Annotated in this window: 24 protein-coding genes; 11 read left to right on the top strand and 13 right to left on the bottom strand. The window is 59.8% G+C overall.

Features of this window, described 5'->3' with window-relative positions; translation table 11 throughout:
- Positions 1–150: 150 nt before the first annotated feature.
- The 3 genes from cysN to IFT99_RS13040 form a co-directional block, all read right to left on the bottom strand.
- Positions 151–2,049, bottom strand: coding sequence for a sulfate adenylyltransferase subunit CysN (gene cysN, locus IFT99_RS13050; protein WP_192132725.1), 1,899 nt, complete (start codon positions 2,047–2,049; stop codon positions 151–153).
- 131 nt (positions 2,050–2,180) lie between these two features.
- On the bottom strand, positions 2,181–3,098 hold the full coding sequence (cysD, locus tag IFT99_RS13045; protein WP_065992104.1) for a sulfate adenylyltransferase subunit CysD: 918 nt from the start codon (positions 3,096–3,098) through the stop codon (positions 2,181–2,183).
- A 146-nt stretch (positions 3,099–3,244) separates the two neighbouring features.
- Complete coding sequence (locus IFT99_RS13040; RefSeq protein WP_192132723.1) at positions 3,245–4,003, bottom strand: Nif3-like dinuclear metal center hexameric protein; 759 nt, start codon at positions 4,001–4,003, stop codon at positions 3,245–3,247.
- 98 nt (positions 4,004–4,101) lie between these two features.
- Here IFT99_RS13040 and algW point away from each other — a divergent pair, with 98 nt between their 5' ends.
- Entirely contained in the window at positions 4,102–5,268 is a 1,167-nt protein-coding gene (gene algW / locus IFT99_RS13035; protein WP_065992102.1) for a Do family serine endopeptidase AlgW, read from the top strand.
- 26 nt (positions 5,269–5,294) lie between these two features.
- Here the strand turns inward: algW and hisC are convergent, their stop codons facing one another.
- From hisC to IFT99_RS12985, 10 genes are all read right to left on the bottom strand, one after another.
- Positions 5,295–6,353: a histidinol-phosphate transaminase gene (gene hisC, locus IFT99_RS13030; protein WP_192132721.1), complete on the bottom strand. Its 1,059-nt coding sequence runs from the start codon at positions 6,351–6,353 to the stop codon at positions 5,295–5,297.
- Between the two features lie 2 nt (positions 6,354–6,355).
- Positions 6,356–7,684, bottom strand: coding sequence for a histidinol dehydrogenase (gene hisD, locus IFT99_RS13025; RefSeq protein WP_192132719.1), 1,329 nt, complete (start codon positions 7,682–7,684; stop codon positions 6,356–6,358).
- Positions 7,685–7,840: 156 nt separating this feature from the next.
- On the bottom strand, positions 7,841–8,476 hold the full coding sequence (gene hisG / locus IFT99_RS13020) for an ATP phosphoribosyltransferase (RefSeq protein ID WP_065992096.1): 636 nt from the start codon (positions 8,474–8,476) through the stop codon (positions 7,841–7,843).
- Positions 8,477–8,640: 164 nt separating this feature from the next.
- On the bottom strand, positions 8,641–9,906 hold the full coding sequence (gene murA / locus IFT99_RS13015; RefSeq protein ID WP_065993161.1) for a UDP-N-acetylglucosamine 1-carboxyvinyltransferase: 1,266 nt from the start codon (positions 9,904–9,906) through the stop codon (positions 8,641–8,643).
- Positions 9,907–9,929: 23 nt separating this feature from the next.
- Entirely contained in the window at positions 9,930–10,169 is a 240-nt protein-coding gene (locus tag IFT99_RS13010) for a BolA family protein (RefSeq protein WP_065992095.1), read from the bottom strand.
- 114 nt (positions 10,170–10,283) lie between these two features.
- Complete coding sequence (locus IFT99_RS13005; protein ID WP_065992094.1) at positions 10,284–10,589, bottom strand: STAS domain-containing protein; 306 nt, start codon at positions 10,587–10,589, stop codon at positions 10,284–10,286.
- The gene (locus IFT99_RS13000) at positions 10,586–11,242 is read right to left on the bottom strand and encodes an MlaC/ttg2D family ABC transporter substrate-binding protein (protein WP_065992093.1); all 657 of its coding nucleotides are present in this window, start codon (positions 11,240–11,242) and stop codon (positions 10,586–10,588) included. Before IFT99_RS13000 ends, IFT99_RS13005 begins: the two co-directional genes overlap by 4 nt.
- Before the next feature lie 11 nt (positions 11,243–11,253).
- Positions 11,254–11,721, bottom strand: a complete 468-nt coding sequence (mlaD, locus tag IFT99_RS12995; RefSeq protein WP_065992091.1) for an outer membrane lipid asymmetry maintenance protein MlaD — start codon at positions 11,719–11,721, stop codon at positions 11,254–11,256.
- Entirely contained in the window at positions 11,721–12,518 is a 798-nt protein-coding gene (gene mlaE, locus IFT99_RS12990; protein WP_192132717.1) for a lipid asymmetry maintenance ABC transporter permease subunit MlaE, read from the bottom strand. Before mlaE ends, mlaD begins: the two co-directional genes overlap by 1 nt.
- Entirely contained in the window at positions 12,518–13,327 is an 810-nt protein-coding gene (locus IFT99_RS12985) for an ATP-binding cassette domain-containing protein (RefSeq protein WP_065992087.1), read from the bottom strand. Before IFT99_RS12985 ends, mlaE begins: the two co-directional genes overlap by 1 nt.
- Before the next feature lie 308 nt (positions 13,328–13,635).
- Here IFT99_RS12985 and IFT99_RS12980 point away from each other — a divergent pair, with 308 nt between their 5' ends.
- The 10 genes from IFT99_RS12980 to IFT99_RS12935 all read left to right on the top strand — a co-directional run bounded on the left by IFT99_RS12980 (position 13,636) and on the right by IFT99_RS12935 (position 20,675).
- Positions 13,636–14,610 (top strand): KpsF/GutQ family sugar-phosphate isomerase, encoded by a 975-nt coding sequence (locus tag IFT99_RS12980; RefSeq protein ID WP_192132715.1) that lies wholly within the window; start codon positions 13,636–13,638, stop codon positions 14,608–14,610.
- Entirely contained in the window at positions 14,611–15,144 is a 534-nt protein-coding gene (kdsC, locus tag IFT99_RS12975) for a 3-deoxy-manno-octulosonate-8-phosphatase KdsC (protein WP_065992081.1), read from the top strand.
- Between the two features lie 10 nt (positions 15,145–15,154).
- On the top strand, positions 15,155–15,727 hold the full coding sequence (lptC, locus tag IFT99_RS12970; RefSeq protein ID WP_192132713.1) for an LPS export ABC transporter periplasmic protein LptC: 573 nt from the start codon (positions 15,155–15,157) through the stop codon (positions 15,725–15,727).
- Positions 15,714–16,256 carry a lipopolysaccharide transport periplasmic protein LptA gene (gene lptA / locus IFT99_RS12965; RefSeq protein ID WP_037014791.1) on the top strand — a complete coding sequence of 181 codons (543 nt, stop codon included), beginning with the start codon at positions 15,714–15,716 and terminating at the stop codon, positions 16,254–16,256. The genes lptC and lptA overlap by 14 nt, the downstream gene beginning before the upstream one ends.
- Complete coding sequence (gene lptB / locus IFT99_RS12960) at positions 16,256–16,981, top strand: LPS export ABC transporter ATP-binding protein (protein ID WP_065992079.1); 726 nt, start codon at positions 16,256–16,258, stop codon at positions 16,979–16,981. Before lptA ends, lptB begins: the two co-directional genes overlap by 1 nt.
- Before the next feature lie 189 nt (positions 16,982–17,170).
- Positions 17,171–18,664 carry an RNA polymerase factor sigma-54 gene (locus IFT99_RS12955; RefSeq protein ID WP_065992077.1) on the top strand — a complete coding sequence of 498 codons (1,494 nt, stop codon included), beginning with the start codon at positions 17,171–17,173 and terminating at the stop codon, positions 18,662–18,664.
- 76 nt (positions 18,665–18,740) lie between these two features.
- A complete protein-coding gene (gene hpf / locus IFT99_RS12950) occupies positions 18,741–19,049 on the top strand; it encodes a ribosome hibernation-promoting factor, HPF/YfiA family (protein WP_037014798.1) in 309 nt (102 codons plus the stop codon).
- A 12-nt stretch (positions 19,050–19,061) separates the two neighbouring features.
- On the top strand, positions 19,062–19,526 hold the full coding sequence (ptsN, locus tag IFT99_RS12945; RefSeq protein WP_065992075.1) for a PTS IIA-like nitrogen regulatory protein PtsN: 465 nt from the start codon (positions 19,062–19,064) through the stop codon (positions 19,524–19,526).
- Between the two features lie 2 nt (positions 19,527–19,528).
- Positions 19,529–20,386 carry an RNase adapter RapZ gene (gene rapZ / locus IFT99_RS12940; RefSeq protein ID WP_065992073.1) on the top strand — a complete coding sequence of 286 codons (858 nt, stop codon included), beginning with the start codon at positions 19,529–19,531 and terminating at the stop codon, positions 20,384–20,386.
- A gap of 16 nt (positions 20,387–20,402) precedes the next feature.
- Positions 20,403–20,675 (top strand): HPr family phosphocarrier protein, encoded by a 273-nt coding sequence (locus tag IFT99_RS12935; protein WP_065992070.1) that lies wholly within the window; start codon positions 20,403–20,405, stop codon positions 20,673–20,675.
- The last annotated feature ends 73 nt before the right edge of the window (positions 20,676–20,748 follow it).

Here is a 20,748-nt window from a genome sequence, read left to right as displayed (position 1 = left end):
TTGAAAAAATAACGCGACTCGAAACACCAAAAGCCCGCCGTTGCTAACCAACGGCGGGCTTTTTTGTGGGCAGTCGGTTGGCGGCGACGGGTAATGGAGGGAAACAAAAAACCCGCCATCATCGGCGGGTTTTTGTACAGCGAACAGCGTTTAGATCGCGCCGCGAGCTCGCAGCAGATCCAGCACTTGCTTGACGCTTTCTTCGACATTCAGCGACTGCGTGTCGATGACCAGGTCGGCGTCCAGCGGGACGTCATACGGGAAGGATTCACCCGGGATGTTGTCCTTGTCGGCAGCGTAGAGCCCTTGCGGGTCACGCTCGCGGCAGACTTGAGGCGACGCCTGTACGTACACGGTGATCAGTCGATCATCGCCGATCAGGGCCTTGGCATTCTGCCGACCGCCGGCGTCCGGCGCGACGAACGCCGCGAGGGTCAGCAGGCCGGCTTCGTTGAACTGACGCGCAACGTGGGCGGCACGACGCCAGTTCTCGGTGCGGCCGGCGCGATCCTGCGGCAAGCCCTTGTTGAGGTCGTGACGCAGGTTCTGGCCATCAAGGACGAACACCGCACGGCCCATGTCGAAAAGCTTGCGCTCCACGGCATACGCCAGCGTGCTCTTGCCTGCACCCGACAAACCGCTGAACAGCACGGTGGCCGGCTTCTGGCCGAAGCGCTGAGCGCGCTCTTCTGTCGAAACATGGGCCAGCGCGCCGTGAGGACTCCCGCCGCCCGCAACCACCGGTTTGGCGATGATCATGCCGGCCGCCACGGTGCCGTTGGTCAAACGGTCGATGACGATGAACGCGCCCGTGGTGCGGTTGCTGTCGTAGCCGTCGAGGGCAATCGGTGCGTCCAGTGCGATCTTCACGCGGCCGATTTCATTCAGCTGCAGCGAACTGGCCGGGCCTTCTTCCAGCGTGTTCACGTCAACACGATGGGTGATGCTGGCAATCGAACCCGGCACGTAGGACGTGGCGCGTTTGATGTCGTATTTCTTGCCCGGCAGCATCGGCTCTTCGGCCATCCACACCAGCATGGCGTCGAAGGCGTCGGCCACCTGTGGGACATTGTCGGCATGCACCAGAAGGTCGCCACGGGAGATGTCGATTTCGTCTTCCATGGTCAGCGTCACCGCCTGACCCGGGCCCGCATGCTCCAGCTCACCTTCGAAGGTGACGATGGATTTCACGCGGCTGCTCTTGCCGGACGGCAGCACAACCACTTCGTCGCCCTTGTGCACGATGCCGCTCGCCAGGGTGCCGGCGAAACCGCGGAAGTTCAGGTTCGGACGGTTGACGTATTGCACCGGAAAACGCAGGTCAGTGAAATTGCGGTCGTTGGCGATCTCGACGGTTTCAAGAATCTCCATCAGCGACTTGCCGGTGTACCACGGCGAACGCTCGCTCCGGTTGACTACGTTGTCGCCCTTGAGGGCCGACATCGGCACGAATTCCATGGTGGTCGGCTTCAGCGCAATGCGATCGGCGAACGCCAGGTAATCGGCCTTGATCTGCTCGAAGATGGTCTCGTCGAAGCCATTGAGGTCCATCTTGTTGATGGCGACCACAATGTGCTTGATGCCCAGCAACGAGGCGATGTAGCTGTGGCGCTTGGTCTGGGTCTGCACGCCGTAGCGGGCGTCCACCAGAATGATCGCCAGGTCACAGGTGGAGGCACCGGTGGCCATGTTGCGGGTGTACTGCTCATGGCCGGGGGTGTCGGCGATGATGAACTTGCGCTTGGCAGTGGAGAAGTAGCGGTAGGCGACATCGATGGTGATGCCCTGCTCGCGCTCGGCCTGCAGCCCGTCGACCAGCAGCGCCAGATCGACCTCATCGCCGGTGGTGCCGGATTTCTTCGAATCGCGGGTGATGGCTTCCAGGTGATCTTCGTAGATCATCTTGGAATCGTGCAGCAGACGCCCGATCAACGTGCTCTTGCCGTCGTCGACGTTGCCACAGGTCAGGAAACGCAGCATTTCCTTGCGTTCATGCTGGCCCAGATAGGCGAGGATGTCCTCGCTGATCAATTCAGATTGATGGCTCATTGGGTTCAAGCTCCAAGCTGTAAGCTTCAAGCGGCAAGCTCGTCGGCATACAGCTAGTCAAAATTCTTCCGGTTCAAGTGAGCTTCAGCGTTTCGGCTTGAAGCTTCCAACTTGCTGCTTGCAGCTTGCAGCTAGAAGTAGCCTTGGCGTTTCTTTTCTTCCATCGAGCCTGCGCCATCGTGGTCGATGACCCGGCCCTGGCGCTCGGAAGTTCGCGTCAGGAGCATTTCCTGAATGATGTCGGTGAGGCTGGTGGCCTCGGACTCGACAGCGCCCGTCAACGGGTAGTCGCCCAGTGTGCGGAAGCGGACCTTCTTCTTGACGATGCGCTTCTTGTCCTCGTCGGACAGGTGATTACGCAGGCGGTCGTCGTCGATCATGATCCAGGTGCCGTTCATCTCGATGACTTCGCGCTCGGCGGCGAAATACAGCGGGACGATCGGAATGCCTTCGAGGTAGATGTACTGCCAGATGTCCAGCTCGGTCCAGTTGGAAAGCGGGAACACGCGGATCGACTCGCCTTTGTTGACGTTGCCGTTGTACACGTTCCACAGCTCGGGACGCTGGTTTTTCGGGTCCCAGCGGTGCTTGGTGTCGCGGAAGGAATACACGCGCTCTTTGGCGCGGGATTTCTCTTCGTCACGGCGGGCACCGCCGAACGCGGCATCAAAGCCGTGCTTGTCCAGAGCCTGCTTGAGGCCTTGGGTTTTCATGATATCGGTGTGCTTCGAGCTGCCGTGGGTCAGCGGGTTGATACCCTGCGCGACGCCGTCCGGGTTCACGTGCACGATCAGATCCAGGCCCATCTCCTCGACCATCTTGTCGCGGAAGCGGTACATCTCCTGGAATTTCCAGCGTGTGTCGACGTGCATCACCGGGAACGGCAGCTTGCCCGGAAAGAAGGCCTTGCGCGCCAGATGCAGCATCACGGCAGAGTCTTTACCGACGGAGTACAGCATCACCGGGTTATCGAACTCGGCAGCGACCTCGCGGATAATGTGGATGCTTTCCGCCTCCAGCTGTTTCAGATGCGTCAGTTTGTCGACCATGGTTACTCACGGATAACGTACGTGTGTGGAGAGCCTGCGGGCTCTATCGAGCGAGGCACTTTATCATGGCGCCTGCTTCTATTCAGCGGCGGGGATAGATCGAAACGATCTATCCATATAGCTCAGGCTTTGGACCTCAGGACGGTTTAGATCGGGTTCGGACAATCGATAAACAGATGTTCAAGGGCAAAGCGCCGCGCCAGATAATCGCCCAGGGCCTGCACACCATACCGCTCCGTGGCGTGATGGCCGGCGGCGATGAAGCTGATACCGTTTTCCCGGGCGCTGTGAAAGGTCTGCTCGGACGCCTCCCCGCTCAAATACAGGTCCACGCCGGCCAGAACGGCCTGATCGATGTAGCCCTGCCCGCCTCCGGTGCACCAGCCGACCCGACGGATCATCCCTTCACCCTCGATCAGCAGCGGCTCGCGCCCCAATGCAGTCTGCACGCGGTGGGCGAAATCCCGTGGCGTGATCGCCTCGCTGAGTGAGCCGACCAGCCCGACGATGCGTGGATTGTCCGGGTCCAGCGGGCCTTCGACGGTGATCTCCAGTTGCTGGGCCAACTGAATGTTGTTGCCCACGTCGGCGTGAAGGTCGAGGGGCAAGTGATAGGACAGCAGGCTGATGTCGTGCTTGAGCAGCGTTTTCAGCCGACGCTGTTTCATGCCGGTGATGCAGGGATTCTCGCCTTTCCAGAAATAGCCGTGATGCACCAGCACCAGATCGGCATTGGCCTCCACCGCCGCGTCCAGCAGCGCCTGACTCGCGGTGACGCCGGAGACGATTCGCCTGACCTGCGGCCGACCCTCGACCTGCAGGCCGTTCGGGCAATAATCCTGAATCCGCGCGCTACCGAGATAGAGGTCCGCTTCTTCCACCAGGGTGCTCAGGGCAACGGCCATAAAACTCTCCTAAATATGCAGTCCAGACCGTGTCGGTCCTCGTATAATGCCGGCCATTATGGCGCAGCTAGGCGCTTCTACCTTCAGGACTCCGCTCAATGTTCAAAGCGCTGCGTTTTCTCGGCTGGCCCTTGCTCGCTGGTGTGCTTATCGCTTTATTGATAATCCAGCGCTATCCCCAGTGGGTCGGGCTTCCAAGCCAGGACGTGAACCTGCAACAAGCGCCCCAGCAGACCTTTGTGCAACAGGGCCCGGTATCGTACGCGGACGCCGTCAGCAACGCCGCCCCCGCCGTGGCGAATCTGTACACGACCAAGATGGTCAACAACAGCAATAAACCCAACCATCCGCTGTTCGACGACCCGCAGTTTCGTCGTTTCTTCGGCGACAACCTGCCTAAACAAAAGCGCATGCAGTCGAGCCTGGGATCGGCCGTAATCATGAGTCCGGAAGGCTATCTGCTGACCAACAACCACGTCACCTCCGGTGCAGACCAGATTGTCGTGGCGCTCAAGGACGGCCGCGAGACGATCGCCAAAGTCGTCGGCAGCGATCCGGAAACCGACCTTGCGGTCCTGAAGATCGACCTCAAGAACCTGCCGTCCATTACCCTCGGCCGTTCCGATGCCATCCGCATCGGCGACGTTGCGTTGGCCATCGGTAACCCGTTCGGCGTGGGCCAGACCGTGACCATGGGCATCATCAGTGCCACCGGGCGCAATCAGCTGGGCCTCAACACCTACGAAGATTTCATTCAGACCGACGCCGCGATCAACCCCGGCAACTCGGGCGGCGCACTGGTGGACGCCAATGGCAACCTGACCGGGATCAACACGGCGATCTTCTCCAAGTCCGGTGGCTCCCAAGGCATCGGTTTTGCGATTCCGACCAAGCTGGCTCTGGAGGTGATGAAGTCGATCATTGAGCACGGTCAGGTGATTCGCGGCTGGTTGGGTATTGAGGTACAGCCGCTGACGGAGGAACTGTCGGAATCCTTTGGCCTTAAGGACCGCCCAGGGATCGTGGTCGCCGGGATTTTCCGCGATGGGCCGGCGCAGAAGGCCGGATTACAGCTGGGTGATGTGATTTTGAGCATCAACGGCGAGCCGGCGGGCGACGGGCGCCGCTCCATGAATCAGGTGGCGCGCACCAAGCCGAGCGACAAGATCGCCATTGAGGTCATGCGCAACGGCAAGGAACTGAAGCTGAGCGCCGAGGTGGGCGTGCGTCCACCGCAGACAACGGCGCCTGCGGCGGAGGATTGATCGGTTGCGATGAAGCAGCCGTCAACTTAGCTCGACAAGTCCCCCAAGGCATCCACCAGCGCCTGATTCTGTTCAGGCGTGCCGATGGTGATGCGCAGGAATTGCGCGATGCGCGCCTGTTTGAAGTGGCGCACGATCACGCCCTGCTCCCGCACCTTTGCCGCCAGACCCGCTGCGTCATGCTGAGGGTGGCGGGCAAAGATGAAATTCGCGGCCGATGGCAGCACCTCAAAACCTTTGGCTTCCAACTGCTCGACGAGCGCTTCACGGCTGGCGATCACGCGCTGGCAGGTGCTCTCGAAATACGCGCGATCCTCGAAGGCCGCTGCTGCGCCGACAATGGCCATACGGTCCAGGGGATACGAGTTGAAGCTGTTCTTGACCCGTTCCAGCGCCTCGATGAGGTCCGGATGCCCCACTGCGAGGCCCACCCGCAGCCCAGCGAGGGAGCGCGATTTGGACAGTGTCTGAGTGACCAGCAGGTTCGGATAGCGATCCACCAGGCTGATCGCGGTGTCGCCGCCGAAGTCGACGTACGCCTCGTCGACGATCACCACTGAATCCGGGCTGTTCTTGAGGATCTGCTCGACGGCATCGAGGGCCAACAGGCAGCCGGTGGGTGCGTTCGGGTTCGGGAAAATGATGCCGCCATTGGAACGCGCGTAATCTTCGGCACGAATCTGAAACTGTTCGTCAAGCGGCACGGCTTCGTAGTCGACGCCATACAGGCCGCAGTACACCGGATAGAAGCTGTAGCTGATGTCCGGGAACAGCAACGGTTTGGCCTGTCGGAAGAACGCGTTATAGGCGTGGGCGAGCACCTCGTCCGAACCGTTGCCGAGGAACACCCGACTGGCGTCGACGCCGTAATAACGCGCCACCGCGTGCTTCAGCAGATCGCTGTTGGGATCGGGATACAGACGCAGTTCATCACTGACCGCCGCACGCATGGCATCGATCGCCTTGGGCGACGGGCCATAGGGGTTTTCGTTGGTGTTGAGCTTCACCAGTTTGGTCAGCTTGGGCTGCTCGCCCGGCACATAAGGCACCAGGTCGTTGACGAAGGGACTCCAGAATTTGCTCATGCTCAGTTGCCCTCTTGTTCGGTGTCGACGATGCGATACTCGGCGCTGCGGGCGTGGGCGGTCAACGACTCGCCGCGTGCCAGCACCGAAGCCGTTTTGCCCAGTTCGGACGCGCCCTGCTCCGAGCAGAAAATGATCGATGAGCGTTTCTGAAAATCGTACACGCCCAGCGGCGACGAGAACCGTGCGGTGCCCGAAGTGGGCAACACGTGGTTGGGACCGGCGCAGTAGTCGCCCAGCGCTTCGGAGGTGTGGCGGCCCATGAAGATCGCGCCGGCGTGGCGGATCTGCGGCAGCCAGGCCTGTGGATCAGCCACTGACAACTCCAGGTGCTCCGGCGCAATCCGGTTGGCGACCTCAATGGCCTGAGTCATGTCGGCCACTTTGATCAAGGCGCCGCGGCCATTGATCGAGGTCTGAATGATTTCCGCGCGCTCCATCGTCGGCATCAGTTTGGCGATGCTGGCCGCGACCCGGTCAAGGAATTCGGCATCCGGGCTGACCAGAATCGCCTGGGCGTCCTCGTCGTGCTCGGCCTGGGAGAACAGGTCCATGGCAATCCAGTCCGGATCGGTCTGGCCGTCGCACACCACCAAGATCTCCGACGGGCCGGCGATCATGTCGATGCCCACCTGACCGAAGACGTGGCGCTTGGCGGTGGCCACATAGATGTTGCCCGGGCCGACGACCTTGTCCACCTGCGGCACGCTTTCAGTGCCATAGGCCAGTGCCGCAACCGCCTGCGCGCCACCGATGGTGAACACGCGATCGACGCCGGCGATGCAGGCCGCCCCCAGTACCAGCTCGTTGAGCTCACCGCGCGGGGTCGGCACGACCATGACCACTTCGCCCACGCCAGCAACTTTGGCCGGAATGGCGTTCATCAACACTGAAGACGGGTAAGAGGCTTTACCGCCCGGCACGTACAGGCCGGCGCGGTCCAGCGGGGTGACCTTCTGGCCCAGCACGGTGCCGTCGGCCTCGGTGTAGCTCCAGGAGTCCTGCTTCTGCCGCTCGTGGTAACTGCGCACGCGGTCGGCCGCTTTTTCGAGGGCCTGGCGCTGGGCGGGCGTGATGCGGGTCAGTGCCAGCTCAAGACGCTCGCGCGGCAGAATCAAGTCCGCCATCGACGCCACGTCCAGCCCGTCGAAGCGGCGGGTGTATTCCACCAACGCCGCATCGCCGCGCTCGCGCACGTTCTTGATGATGTCCAGCACACGCTCATTGACCGAGTCGTCAGACACACTTTCCCAGCTCAGCAAATGATCCAGATGACGGGCGAAGTCCGGATCGGCAGCGTTGAGTCGGCGAATAGCGTTGGGAGTGGTCATAGCGTGGGCCTCAATGATGGCGATTTCTCAGGTGGCGATTTCAGTTGCAAGGATAGGCAGATGCCTAAGCTAGCAAGCCATCCGCGCGGGCACCTGAGAAATTTGGCTATGACACGGATAGCTGGGCGTGATCCTGTTGAGGGTCACGCGATTCAGTCAACCGCGGTGTCGCGACTCCACGGCTGTGCGCAGGGTGTCGATCAACGACTGGATACGGGCGTGCTGCATTTTCATGGATGCCTTGTTCACCACCAGACGGGAGCTGATGTGGGCAATCATGTCCTGGGGTTCGAGGCCGTTGGCACGCAGCGTGTTGCCGGTGTCGACGACGTCGATGATCTTGTCGGCCAGGCCCACGAGCGGCGCGAGTTCCATGGAGCCGTACAGCTTGATGATATCGACCTGACGGCCCTGTTCGGCATAATAGCGCTTGGCAACATTGACGAACTTGGTCGCCACACGCAGCCGACCCTTGGGTTCGACGGCGCCGACTGCACCTGCAGTCATCAGCTTGCACTGGGCGATTTGCAGGTCGAGGGGCTCATAAAGCCCCTGACCGCCGTATTCCATCAACACGTCCTTGCCCGCGACGCCGAGATCCGCAGCGCCATGCTCGACATAGGTCGGCACGTCGGTGGCGCGCACGATCAGCAAGCGCACGTCGGCCTGGGTCGTGGGGATGATCAGCTTGCGGCTCTTGTCCGGATTCTCGGTCGGCACGATGCCCGCCGCAGCGAGCAGCGGCAAAGTGTCGTCGAGGATACGGCCCTTGGACAGTGCGATGGTCAACATGGGAAACGTCAGTCCTTATCAGCAGCGCGTGCCGGGTCGCAACTGGCGCCCGACAACCTCCGGCTCAAAAAGCCGAAGTGAAACGAATCAGAAAGTCTTGGCCCTTGGGCCAGACACGTCGCCCGAGTAGATCAAATCGACCCGGGCAAACGCGCAGCAGCTGACTAGCCCGGAACGCGACGGATCTTCGCGCCCAGCATCTGCAGTTTTTCTTCGATGCACTCGTAACCACGGTCGATGTGGTAGATGCGGTCGATCAGCGTGTCGCCTTCGGCAACCAGCGCCGAAATGACCAGGCTCGCCGAGGCACGCAGGTCGGTCGCCATCACGGGCGCGCCCTTGAGCTTGGTGCAACCGGTGACGATTGCGGTGTTGCCTTCGACCTGAATCTGCGCGCCCATGCGGTGCATTTCATACACGTGCATGAAACGATTTTCGAAGATGGTCTCGATGACCGTCCCGGTACCCTCGGCAATGGCATTCAGCGAGATGAACTGCGCCTGCATGTCGGTCGGAAACGCCGGGTACGGCGCAGTGCGCACGTTGACCGCTTTCGGACGTTTGCCGTGCATGTTCAGCTCGATCCAGTTGCTGCCCGTGGTGATCTCGGCACCGGCTTCACGCAGCTTCTCGAGAACCGCTTCGAGAATCGTCGGATCGGTGTCCTTGAGTTTCACACGGCCGCCGGTTGCCGCCGCCGCCACCAGATAGGTGCCGGTTTCGATACGGTCGGGCATCACGCGATAGGTCGCCGAACCGAGACGTTTAACGCCATCGATGGTGATGGTGTCGGTGCCGGCGCCAGAGACTTTACCGCCCATGGCGTTGATGAAGTTCGCCAGGTCGACGACTTCAGGTTCACGCGCGGCGTTTTGCAGGACGCTGCGGCCGTTGGCCAGTGCAGCGGCCATCATGATGTTCTCGGTACCGGTGACGCTGACGGTGTCGAAGAAGAAGTGCGCGCCACGCAGGCCGCCTTCCGGCGCCTTGGCCTTGATGTAACCGCCTTCGACGTCGATGATCGCGCCCATGGCTTCAAGACCACGGATATGCAGATCGACAGGACGCGAACCGATGGCGCAACCGCCAGGCAGTGCCACTTCGGCTTCACCGAATCGGGCAACCATCGGACCCAGCACGAGGATCGACGCACGCATGGTTTTCACCAGTTCGTACGGAGCGACCAGGGTCTTGATGGTGCGCGGATCGATTTCGACGCTGAGCTTCTCGTCGATGATCGGCTCGATCCCCATGCGACCGAACAGCTCGATCATGGTGGTGATGTCGTGCAGGTGCGGCAGGTTGGCGACGGTCACAGGACCATCAGCCAGCAGCGTGGCTGCGAGAATCGGCAGAGCGGAGTTTTTCGCCCCGGAGATGCGGATTTCGCCATCAAGACGAATGCCGCCAGTAATAATCAGTTTATCCATTGGAATCTCGACGCCGTTTTGGCTCAGGTGCGCTCGGCCCATGCAGCGCGGCTGAAAAATTTCATGGTGACCGCGTGGATGCTGCCATCGGCGATCCATGGGTTCAAATGCGTGTAGATCTGCTGCTGGCGCTTGACCGGGCTCAGTGCGGCCAGTTCGTCGCTGATCACGTTCAGCTGGAAATTACAGCCTTCGCCTTCAACTTCGACCTGGATATCTGGCAACTTAGCTTCCAGGAAGCTTTTAACTTCTACGGCCTGCATGCTTAACCTCTATCGGCGCCCTACGCGCGCGGGTCGGCCATCATACAAAAAAGCCCTCTCGTTGCGAACCCTACTTTGCAAGGGGCGGACGAGGGGCTTGATCGATGAAAGCAATTAATGGTGCTGCAACAGCTCGGTGAGCTCAGAGACTTTGGCGATTTCCTGCATGTCTTCTGGCAACGCCCGGACGGTGAGTAACTTGCCCGCCGCCTGAGCATCGCGCATGAATGCGAGGAGCAATGAAAGGCCGACACTGCTGGATTTTTCCACGCCGGAGCAGTCCAGCGTCAAAGCCGCTTCGGTGCTGGCCTTAATGAGCGCCGCGCCCTGCTCGCGCAAGGCGGGCCCGGTCCGATAGTCGACCACGCCGGAGAGCATCAGCTCTCCGCCGCCAGCGGCAGTAACGGACGCTTGACTCATTTGACGACCTTGTCGCTGGAGGCTTCCGAGGTCTCTTTGGCCTTGGCGACTTCGCCAGCCCAACCGTCGATGGTTTTGTCCAGGTTGTTACCGTTGCGCTGCATGGCGTCAGCGAACTGATCGCGGAACAGCTTGCCGATGTTGATGCCGTTGATGATCACGTTACGCACTTTCCACTCACCGCCGATTTTAACGAGGGTGTAGGAAACAGGGTAAACCGCGCCGTTGTTGCCCTTGACCGACATGTCAACGGAAGTGCGATCAGCACCTTCCTGCTTGGCAGGAGAAACAGTGATGCCCTGGTTGTTGTACTCAAGCAGTGCGTTGCCATAGAACTGGATCAGACTGCGCTTGAAGTTTTCCTGGAACCGCTGCATCTGCGCCGGGGTGGCGTTGCGCGAATACTTCACGGTCATGATGCTTTTGGAAATGCCATCGGCGTCGATGACCGGGCCGACGATGCCATTGAGTGCATCGTAGAACGCTTGTGGATTGGACTTGTAGGTTTCCTTGTTGGCGGACAGGTCAGCCAGCAATTGCTTGGTGGTGCGATCAACCAGGTCGTGGGCGGAAGCATCGGACGCCGCTGCATTAGCAAACAATGGCAGGGCGGCCAGCAGCACCAGAAGGCCACGGCGCAGAATCGAGATCATGAAAAAACTCCTCATTTGGCGTCTTTGCCCACTGAATTGAGCAGGAATTTACCGATCAGGTCTTCGAGTACCAACGAGGACTGGGTGTCATGGATGGTGCCGCCGTCTTTCAACAGCTGGTCATCACCACCGACACTGATGCCGATGTATTTTTCACCCAGCAGGCCCGCGGTCAGAATGGAAGCGGTGGAATCCGAAGGCAGGTTATTGACCCGTTTGTTCACTTCCATCGTCACACGACCGGTGAAGGTATCGTGATCCAGATCGATTGCAGTGACCTTGCCAATGTTCACACCGGCCATGGTCACTTTCGCTCTGACAGTCAAACCGGCGATATTGTCGAAATTTGCGTAAAGTTTATAAGTGTCGGTGTTGGCGCTGGCACTCAGACCGCTGACGCGCAGGGCGAGCAGGAGCAAAGCCAGGATACCGGCCAGCAGAAACAGGCCTACACCGGTTTCGAGGGTGCGGTTTTGCATCAGAAGTCTCCAAACATCAAGGCGGTCATAATAAAGTCCAGGCCCAGTACGGCCAATGACGCGTAGACCACGGTCTTGGTCGTGGCGCGACTGATCCCTTCGGACGTCGGCTCGCAGTCATAGCCCTGAAACACGGCAATCCAGGTGACGACAAAAGCGAACACGACGCTCTTGATGACACCGTTGAGTACATCATCGGTAAACGAAACGCTGTTCTGCATGTTGGCCCAGAAGGAGCCTTCGTAAACGCCCAGCCAGTCGACCGCCACCCACGAACCACCCCAGATGCCAACCACGCTGAAGATCAGCGCCAGCACCGGCAGCGAGATGAAGCCTGCCCAGAGACGCGGCGCGACGATGTATTTGAGAGGGTCAACGCCAATCATCTCGAGGCTGGAAAGCTGCTCGGTGGATTTCATGTTGCCGATTTCAGCGGTGAGCGCAGAGCCTGCACGACCGGCGAACAATAGAGCGGTAACGACCGGACCGAGTTCACGCAGCAGCGTCAGGGCAACCATCTGCCCCACCGCCTGCTCGGAGCCGTACTTGGCGAGAATGCTGAAGCCTTGCAGCGCCAGCACCATGCCGATGAACACGCCGGACACGACAATAATGGCCAGAGACATGACGCCTACCGAGTGCAGCTGACGCAGCAGCAGCTGAAAGCCGCCGCCGATTCCGCCACGCCCGAGCAACGCATGAACCAGAAAAATCCCTGAACGACCCAGCACTGCAACTATATCGATCGCCGAACGCCCCATCAGGCGTACGCGATCCATTAAAGACTTTCTGCGCATCAGCGCTTCCCCAAAAGATCGTCGCGATAATCCGGTGCCGGATAATGGAAAGGCACCGGCCCGTCGGGATCGCCCGTCATGAACTGACGTATACGAGGGTTATCCGACTCCATCAGTTCCTGCGGTGTGCCCTGCCCCAGCACCTGACCGTCACCGACGACATAGAGATAGTCGGCGATGCTCGCGGTCTCGGCGAGGTCGTGGGACACCACGATACTGGTGATACCCAGCGCGTCATTCAGCAGCCTGATCAGCCGTACCAGCACGCCCATGGCGATAGGGTCCTGGCCTACGAAGGGTTCGTCGTACATGAGGATCTGGGGATCCAGCGCGATGGCACGCGCCAGCGCAACACGACGCTTCATGCCACCCGACAGCTCGTCGGGCATCAGATCAACGGCCCCACGAAGCCCGACCGCCTGCAGCTTCAGCAGGACGATGTCGCGGATCATGTCTTCAGGCAGTTTGGTGTGAACCCGCAGCGGAAACGCCACGTTTTCGAAAACGTCGAGGTCGGTGAACAGTGCGCCGCTCTGAAAGAGCACGCCCATCTGCTTGCGCGCGTCGAAAAGATCGCTGCGCGAAAGCTTGGGCAGATTCTGGCCATTGACCCAGACTTCGCCAGCGCTGGGACGCAGTTGTGCTCCCATCAATCGCAGCAGGGTGGTTTTACCACTGCCGGACGGCCCCATGATGCCGGTGACTTTGCCCCGGGGGATGCTGATGTCCACATTATTGAAGATGCTGCGCGCACCGCGCTTGAAGGAAACGCCCTTCAGCTCGACCGCGTAGGCGTTATCGGCACTCATCTAAACTCCTTGCGATGCAACCTGTCTCTCAGATGCCGCGTTCTTGACGAACGACACACTTTTGGAGGGGCCGAACAAGCGGCGGACTATACCACCGCTCTCGCACGCCGCCCAAGCTTCAACGTGTCAAGTCGCAAACAAAGAAGGGTATTAAGGACGGTGTGGAATTTTCGTACCCATCGCCAGCCTTTATCACGCAGTTGCTGAAGGACGTGTCCTTTCATTAAACAAACAGCAACGATGAAGCGTGAGGCTTTTGAACATTGCCGCTATAATCCCCGGCTTTTGACCAAGCGACCCCTTCCGATATGTCCAATGCGCGCAATCTGATTGAATCGGCACAGAGCACCATCCGCCTTGAAATAGAAGCCGTGGAAGGTCTGCTTGCGCATATCAATGCCGATTTCATCAGCGCATGCGACATGATCCTGGGCAGTCAGGGCCGCGTGGTCGTGGTCGGCATGGGCAAGTCGGGCCATATCGGCAAGAAGATCGCCGCGACCCTCGCCAGCACCGGCACTCCCTCGTTTTTCGTGCACCCGGCCGAGGCCAGCCACGGCGACATGGGCATGATCACCAGCGCCGACATCATTCTGGCCCTGTCCAACTCGGGCACGACGGCCGAGATCGTCACGTTGCTGCCGCTGATCAAGCGTCTGGGCATCAAGATGATCAGCCTTACTGGCAACCCGGACTCAACGCTGGCCAAAGCCGCCGACGTCAACCTTAGTGCGCGGGTCGAAAAAGAAGCCTGCCCGCTGAATCTGGCGCCCACCTCCTCCACCACGGCGGCGCTGGTCATGGGCGACGCCCTGGCCGTTGCACTGCTGGACGCCAGAGGCTTCACCGCCGAAGACTTCGCCTTCTCCCACCCGGGCGGTGCGCTGGGTCGTCGGCTGCTGTTGAAGGTCGAGCATGTGATGCACACTGGCGCCAACCTGCCGCAGGTTGCGCGGGGCACGCCGCTTCGCGATTCGCTGATGGAAATGACCCGCAAGGGGCTGGGCATGACCGCCATCCTCGAGAGCGACGGACGCCTTGCCGGTATCTTCACGGACGGTGACTTGCGTCGCACACTGGATCGCCCGATCGACATACGCCTGGCCACCATTGATGAAGTGATGACCGTCCATGGCAAGACTGTACGGCCGGAAATGCTCGCGGCCGAAGCTTTGAAAATCATGGAAGACAACAAGATCGGCGCACTTATTGTGGTCGACGAGAACAACCGCCCGGTTGGCGCGTTCAACCTTCAAGACCTGCTTCGCGCAGGCGTCATGTAAATGAGCGCCGATATGAATGACCTGATGCAACGCGGCAAGAACATCAAACTGGCGATCTTCGACGTCGATGGCGTACTCACCGATGGGCGCCTGTATTTCCTCGAAGACGGCAGCGAGTTCAAGACGTTCAACACCCTCGACGGCCAGGGCATCAAGATGCTCATCAACTCGGGCGTGACCACTGCCATCATCAGCGGGCGCAAGACCCCGGTGGTTGAGCGGCGAGCGAAGAACCTCGGCATCGCGCACCTTTATCAGGGCCGCGAAGACAAACTCGTGGTCCTCGACGAGCTTTTGCAGCAACTGAATCTAAGCTACGAGCAGGTCGCGTATCTGGGTGACGATCTGCCTGATCTGCCGGTCATTCGCCGGGTCGGCCTGGGCATGGCCGTTGCCAATGCTGCCAGCTTTGTCCGCGAGCATGCCGATGGCATTACCCAGGCACGTGGCGGCGAAGGCGCTGCCCGCGAATTCTGCGAGTTGATCTTGAAGGCTCAGGGCAACCTCGAAGCGGCTCATGCCGCCTACCTATAGAAGTGCATTTATGCTGAGCAAAAAGTTTCGTTCGTTTCTGCTGTTCGGTGTGCTGGCATTGCTGCTGGCAGCGGTCGGCTACTGGAACATCAGTCCGGAAAGCTTCCTCGATCAACCCAAGGCTGCCGTGGATGAAAGCGCTGTCGATTACTACGCGACCAACGCCCACAGCATTCAGTACCTGCCCGACGGAACCATGCAGTACGACATGACCGCCGACAAGGTCGAGCACTTGAAAGCCACCGACGTCACCCTGATGACCACGCCGGTGCTGCAGATGTATCGAGGTTCGACCTTCCCGTGGCACGTACAGAGCGTTCGCGCCGAAGTGTCGCCGGGGGGTGATCACGTCGAGCTGATCGACTCGGTGCGCATCAACCGCACCGATGAAAAGAACCGCACCACCATCATCACCAGCAGCCGCATGACTGTATTCCCGCAGAAGCAATATGCGGAGACTGCCCAACCCGTTAGAATCGACGGCCTTGGCGGTGTAACGACCGGCAAGGGTATGAAAGCGTATCTGAAAGAAAGCAGGATGAACCTGCTATCCAACGTAAGAGGACAGTATGAGGCTCGTTAAAACCCTTCCTTTTTTGCTCGGCCTGGGCGCAGCACTGGGAAGCGCGAGCGCCTGGTCTCTGCCGACGGATCGCGATCAACCCATCCACATCCAGTCGGATGACGCGCAACTGGACGACAAGCAAGGCATCGCCACTTACAAGGGCAATGTCATCATCACCCAGGGCACGATGAAGATCACCGGCAACACCGTGACCATCACCCGGACACCGCAAGGCGACGTGGACGTGTTCACGTCCGTGGGCAACCTGGCCTATTACGAGCAGAAGCCATCGGTGGACAAACCGATCGTTCAGGCTTGGGGCGTCACCATCCAGTACTTCGCGGCTCAGAACCGCATCGTGCTGATCGACAAGGCCAAAGTAGTCAACGACGGCAACACGTCCGAAGGCGAGAAAATCGTCTATGACACCGTCAAGCAGGTCGTGAACGCCGGTCGTGCCAATGGCACCAAGGTCACCGCCCCACGCCCTCGTATCGACATGGTCATCCAGCCGAAAAAGAAAACCGACCAGCAGAAGGCCCAGTAATGGCAACGCTGAAAGCCCAACATCTGGCTAAGGCCTATAAAAGCCGCCAGGTCGTACGTGACGTCAGCCTGTCCATCGAGAGCGGCCAGATCGTCGGCCTGCTCGGCCCCAACGGCGCCGGCAAGACCACCTGCTTCTACATGATCGTCGGCCTGGTTCAGGCGGATCAGGGTCGCGTCCTGATCGACGACCAGGACGTCAGCCACCAGCCGATGCACGGCCGCGCACGCGCCGGTATTGGCTACCTGCCACAGGAAGCGTCGATCTTCCGCAAGCTCTCCGTCTCGGACAACATCATGGCGATTCTGGAGACCCGCAAGGAGCTCGATCGCACTGCCCGTCGCAAGGAGCTGGAAAGCCTGCTTCAGGAATTCCACATCACCCACATTCGCGACAACCTGGGCATGAGCCTGTCGGGCGGTGAACGTCGCCGCGTGGAAATCGCACGCGCCCTCGCCACTTCGCCGAAATTCATTCTGCTCGACGAACCTTTTGCCGGTGTTGACCCTATTTCCGTAGGCGACATCAAGCAGATCATTCACCACCTCAAGGCCAAAGGGATCGGCGTGCTGATCACCGACCACAACGTGCGTGAAACGCTGGATATCTGCGAAACCGCCTACATCGTCAACGATGGGCAGCTAATTGCCGAAGGCGACGCCGAATCCATCCTGGCCAACCAATTGGTCAAGGAAGTGTATCTGGGTCACGAGTTCCGCCTGTAACCGCAGTGATGACACGAGGTTGTGCGGTACGCCGCAACGCGCCCTATCGCCGACCTCGTTTTTTAATTGTCATCACACTCTAGGCAAACCCTCCAGCTTCAGGCATATAATTTGCTTAAGTTGGCGCCCTCGGCGCCCTGGTAGTAAATGGCGCGCAGTGCGCCGGCGAATAAGGTGTTAAGCCCTGCCATGAAACCTTCGCTAGTCTTGAGAATGGGCCAGCAGCTGACGATGACGCCTCAGCTGCAACAGGCAATCCGCTTGCTTCAGTTGTCGACGCTGGATCTCCAACAGGAGATTCAGGAGGCGCTGGAGTCGAACCCGATGCTGGAACGGCAGGAGGAAGGCGACGATTTCGACAACGCCGACCCCTTGGCGGATAACGTAGAGCAAAAGCCCAACGCTGATGTTCAGGAACCCACCTACCAGGAATCGGCGCCTACCGTCGACAATCTGGATGAGGGCGACTGGAACGAGCGCATCCCCAACGAGTTGCCTGTCGACACCGCGTGGGAAGACGTCTATCAGACCAGCGCCAGCAGCCTGCCCAGCAATGACGATGACGAGTGGGATTTCACCACCCGCACCTCCGTTGGCGAAAGCCTGCAAAGCCACCTGCTCTGGCAGCTCAACCTCGCGCCGATGTCGGACACCGATCGCCTGATCGCCGTGACGCTGATCGACTGCATCAACAACCAGGGCTACCTCGACGAAACACTGGAAGAATTGCTCGACGCTTTCGATCCTGAGCTCGATATCGAGCTGGACGAAATCGAAGCCGTTCTGCACCGCATCCAGCAGTTCGAGCCTGCGGGCATCGGCGCTCGCAACCTGAGCGAATGCCTGCTGCTGCAGCTCCGTCAGTTGCCGGCCAAAACCAGGTGGCTGGCGGAAGCGCAGAAGCTGGTCAGCGACTACATCGATCTGTTGGGCAGCCGCGACTACGCGCAGCTGATGCGCCGCATGAAGCTCAAGGAAGACGACCTGCGGCAGGTCATTGAACTGGTCCAGAGCCTCAACCCGCGCCCCGGCTCGCAGATCGAGTCCAGTGAAGCCGAATACGTTGTGCCTGACGTCATCGTGCGCAAGGACAACGAGCGCTGGCTGGTGGAGCTGAACCAGGAATCCGTGCCGCGCCTGCGGGTCAATCCGCAGTACGCGGGGTTCGTGCGTCGTGCCGATACCAGCGCCGACAATACGTTCATGCGCAATCAGCTGCAGGAAGCGCGCTGGTTCATCAAGAGCCTGCAAAGCCGTAACGAGACGCTGATGAAGGTGGCGACGCAAATCGTTGAACACCAGCGCGGCTTCCTCGAGTACGGCGACGAGGCCATGAAGCCGCTGGTTCTGCATGACATCGCTGAGGCCGTCGGCATGCACGAATCGACGATTTCCCGGGTCACCACGCAGAAATTCATGCACACCCCACGCGGGATCTACGAACTCAAATATTTCTTTTCCAGCCACGTCAGCACCTCGGAAGGCGGCGAATGCTCGTCCACGGCGATTCGCGCGATCATCAAAAAACTGGTCGCTGCGGAAAATCAGAAAAAGCCGTTGAGTGACAGCAAGATCGCTGGTTTACTGGAAGCACAAGGCATTCAAGTGGCCCGTCGCACAGTCGCCAAGTACCGTGAATCCCTTGGGATCTCGCCGTCCAGCGAACGCAAGCGACTGATGTAAAGGTCACACGTCAAAGTGTTCCAGTGGCAGGCATTACGCCTGCCTCTTAATGCACTGGCAACGAAGGAGAAGCTGTATGCAAGTCAACATCAGTGGACACCAGCTGGAAGTGACCGAACCTCTGCGTACCTACATCGGCGAGAAGCTCGCCCGACTGGAACGCCACTTTGACAAGATCACGAATGTGCAGGTCACGATGGAGGTCGAGAAGCTCAAGCAGAAGATCGAAGCCACCTTGCACGTTCCTGGCGCTGAAGTGGTTGCCAACGCCGAACACGACGACATGTACGCAGCCATTGACCTGCTTGCCGACAAGCTTGACCGCCAACTCAAAAAACATAAGGAAAAACAGCAAAGTCTGCTGCAAGGCGCGACTGCTCGCTGACACTCCCCACTCATGATCCGACTTGAAAATATTCTGACCCCTGGCCGTTCACTCGTGAACGTGCCAGGCGGCAGCAAAAAAGCCGTACTCCAAAACATCGCCAGCATGATCGGCAAGCAAGTGCCCGATCTTGATGAACAGGTGGTGTTTGAAAGCCTTATTGCCCGTGAAAAACTCGGCTCCACCGGTTTCGGTAATGGCATCGCCATTCCCCACTGCCGCCTGAAGGGCTGTACAACGCCTGTCAGCGCTGTGCTGCATCTCGAGAAACCCATCGATTTCGACGCCATCGACGGCGCGCCGGTTGACCTGCTGTTTGTGCTGCTGGTCCCGGAAGCGGCCACCGATGCTCACCTGGAACTGCTGCGCCAGATCGCCAGCATGCTCGACCGTGACGATGTGCGTAAGCGCCTGCGCGCCGCCAAAACCGACGAAGAGCTTTACAGCGTCGTGCTCGACGTCCAGAACGGTCACTGATCATGCGCATGATCATCGTCAGCGGCCGCTCCGGCTCCGGCAAGAGCACGGCCCTCGACGTCCTTGAAGACAGCGGTTTCTACTGCGTCGACAATTTGCCCGCCGGCCTGCTCCCGGAGCTGGCCGAGCGCGCACTGATCAACACCGAATTGGCCGAGCCTTTACTGGCGGTCTCGATTGACGCGCGCAACCTGCCCAGTCACCTGACCCGATTCCCACGCATGCTCGCCGAGGTACGCGCCCGCCACATCCAGTGCGACGTGCTGTTCCTCGATGCAGATGAACCTACCCTGCTCAAGCGTTTTTCCGAGACCCGTCGCCGTCATCCGTTGAGCACGGCAACGCGCTCGCTGGCCGAAGCCATTCGTGACGAGAAGACCCTGCTCGGCCCGATCATCGATCTGGCTGATCTGACGGTCGACACTACGCACCTGAATCTCTATCAGCTGCGCGACATTCTCAAATTGCGCCTGCTGAACAAACCCGAACCGGGCACTGCCTTCCTCATCGAATCCTTCGGCTTCAAGCGTGGCATGCCCGTGGACGCCGACCTGGTGTTCGACGTGCGCTGCCTGCCCAACCCGTACTGGAAACCCGAACTGCGCGAGCAGTCGGGCCTCGACAAGCCGGTTGCCGAGTACCTCGCAGCACAACCCGACGTCGAAGAAATGTTCCAGGACATCTTCTCGTATCTCAATAAGTGGTTGCCGCGCTTTGCCGCCAGCAATCGCGCCTACGTCACTATTGCCATTGGCTGCACCGGCGGACACCACCGCTCCGTCTACCTGACCGAACGTCTGGGTCAGGTCCTGCAGCAATCGCTCAAGAATGTTCAGGTCCGCCACCGCGACCTAAGCTGAAAGGACCTCCATCGCGATGCCCGCTCTAGAAATCACCATCATCAACAAGCTGGGTCTGCACGCCCGGGCCGCCGCCAAGTTCGTGGGTGTTGCCGGCAAGTACCCGTGTCAGATCAGGGTCGGCCGCACCCCGGAAACCATGGTCGATGGCAAAAGCATCATGGCCGTCATGATGCTGGCTGCCGGTAAGGGCACCCTGATCCATCTGGCCACCGAAGGTGAAGAAGCCGATGCGGCGCTGGCGGGGCTGGTGGAACTGATCAACAACAAGTTTGACGAAGGCGAATAAGCCCTACCGCCGCACGACGCCTCCATTTCCCCGTCAGAGATGATCGATGCCACTGACAGCCAAGCCTCCATTC

This window comes from Pseudomonas sp. CFBP 8772 (assembly GCF_014841665.1).
GTDB lineage: Bacteria > Pseudomonadota > Gammaproteobacteria > Pseudomonadales > Pseudomonadaceae > Aquipseudomonas > Aquipseudomonas graminis_B.
This window is presented reverse-complemented; position numbering and strand designations above follow the sequence as displayed.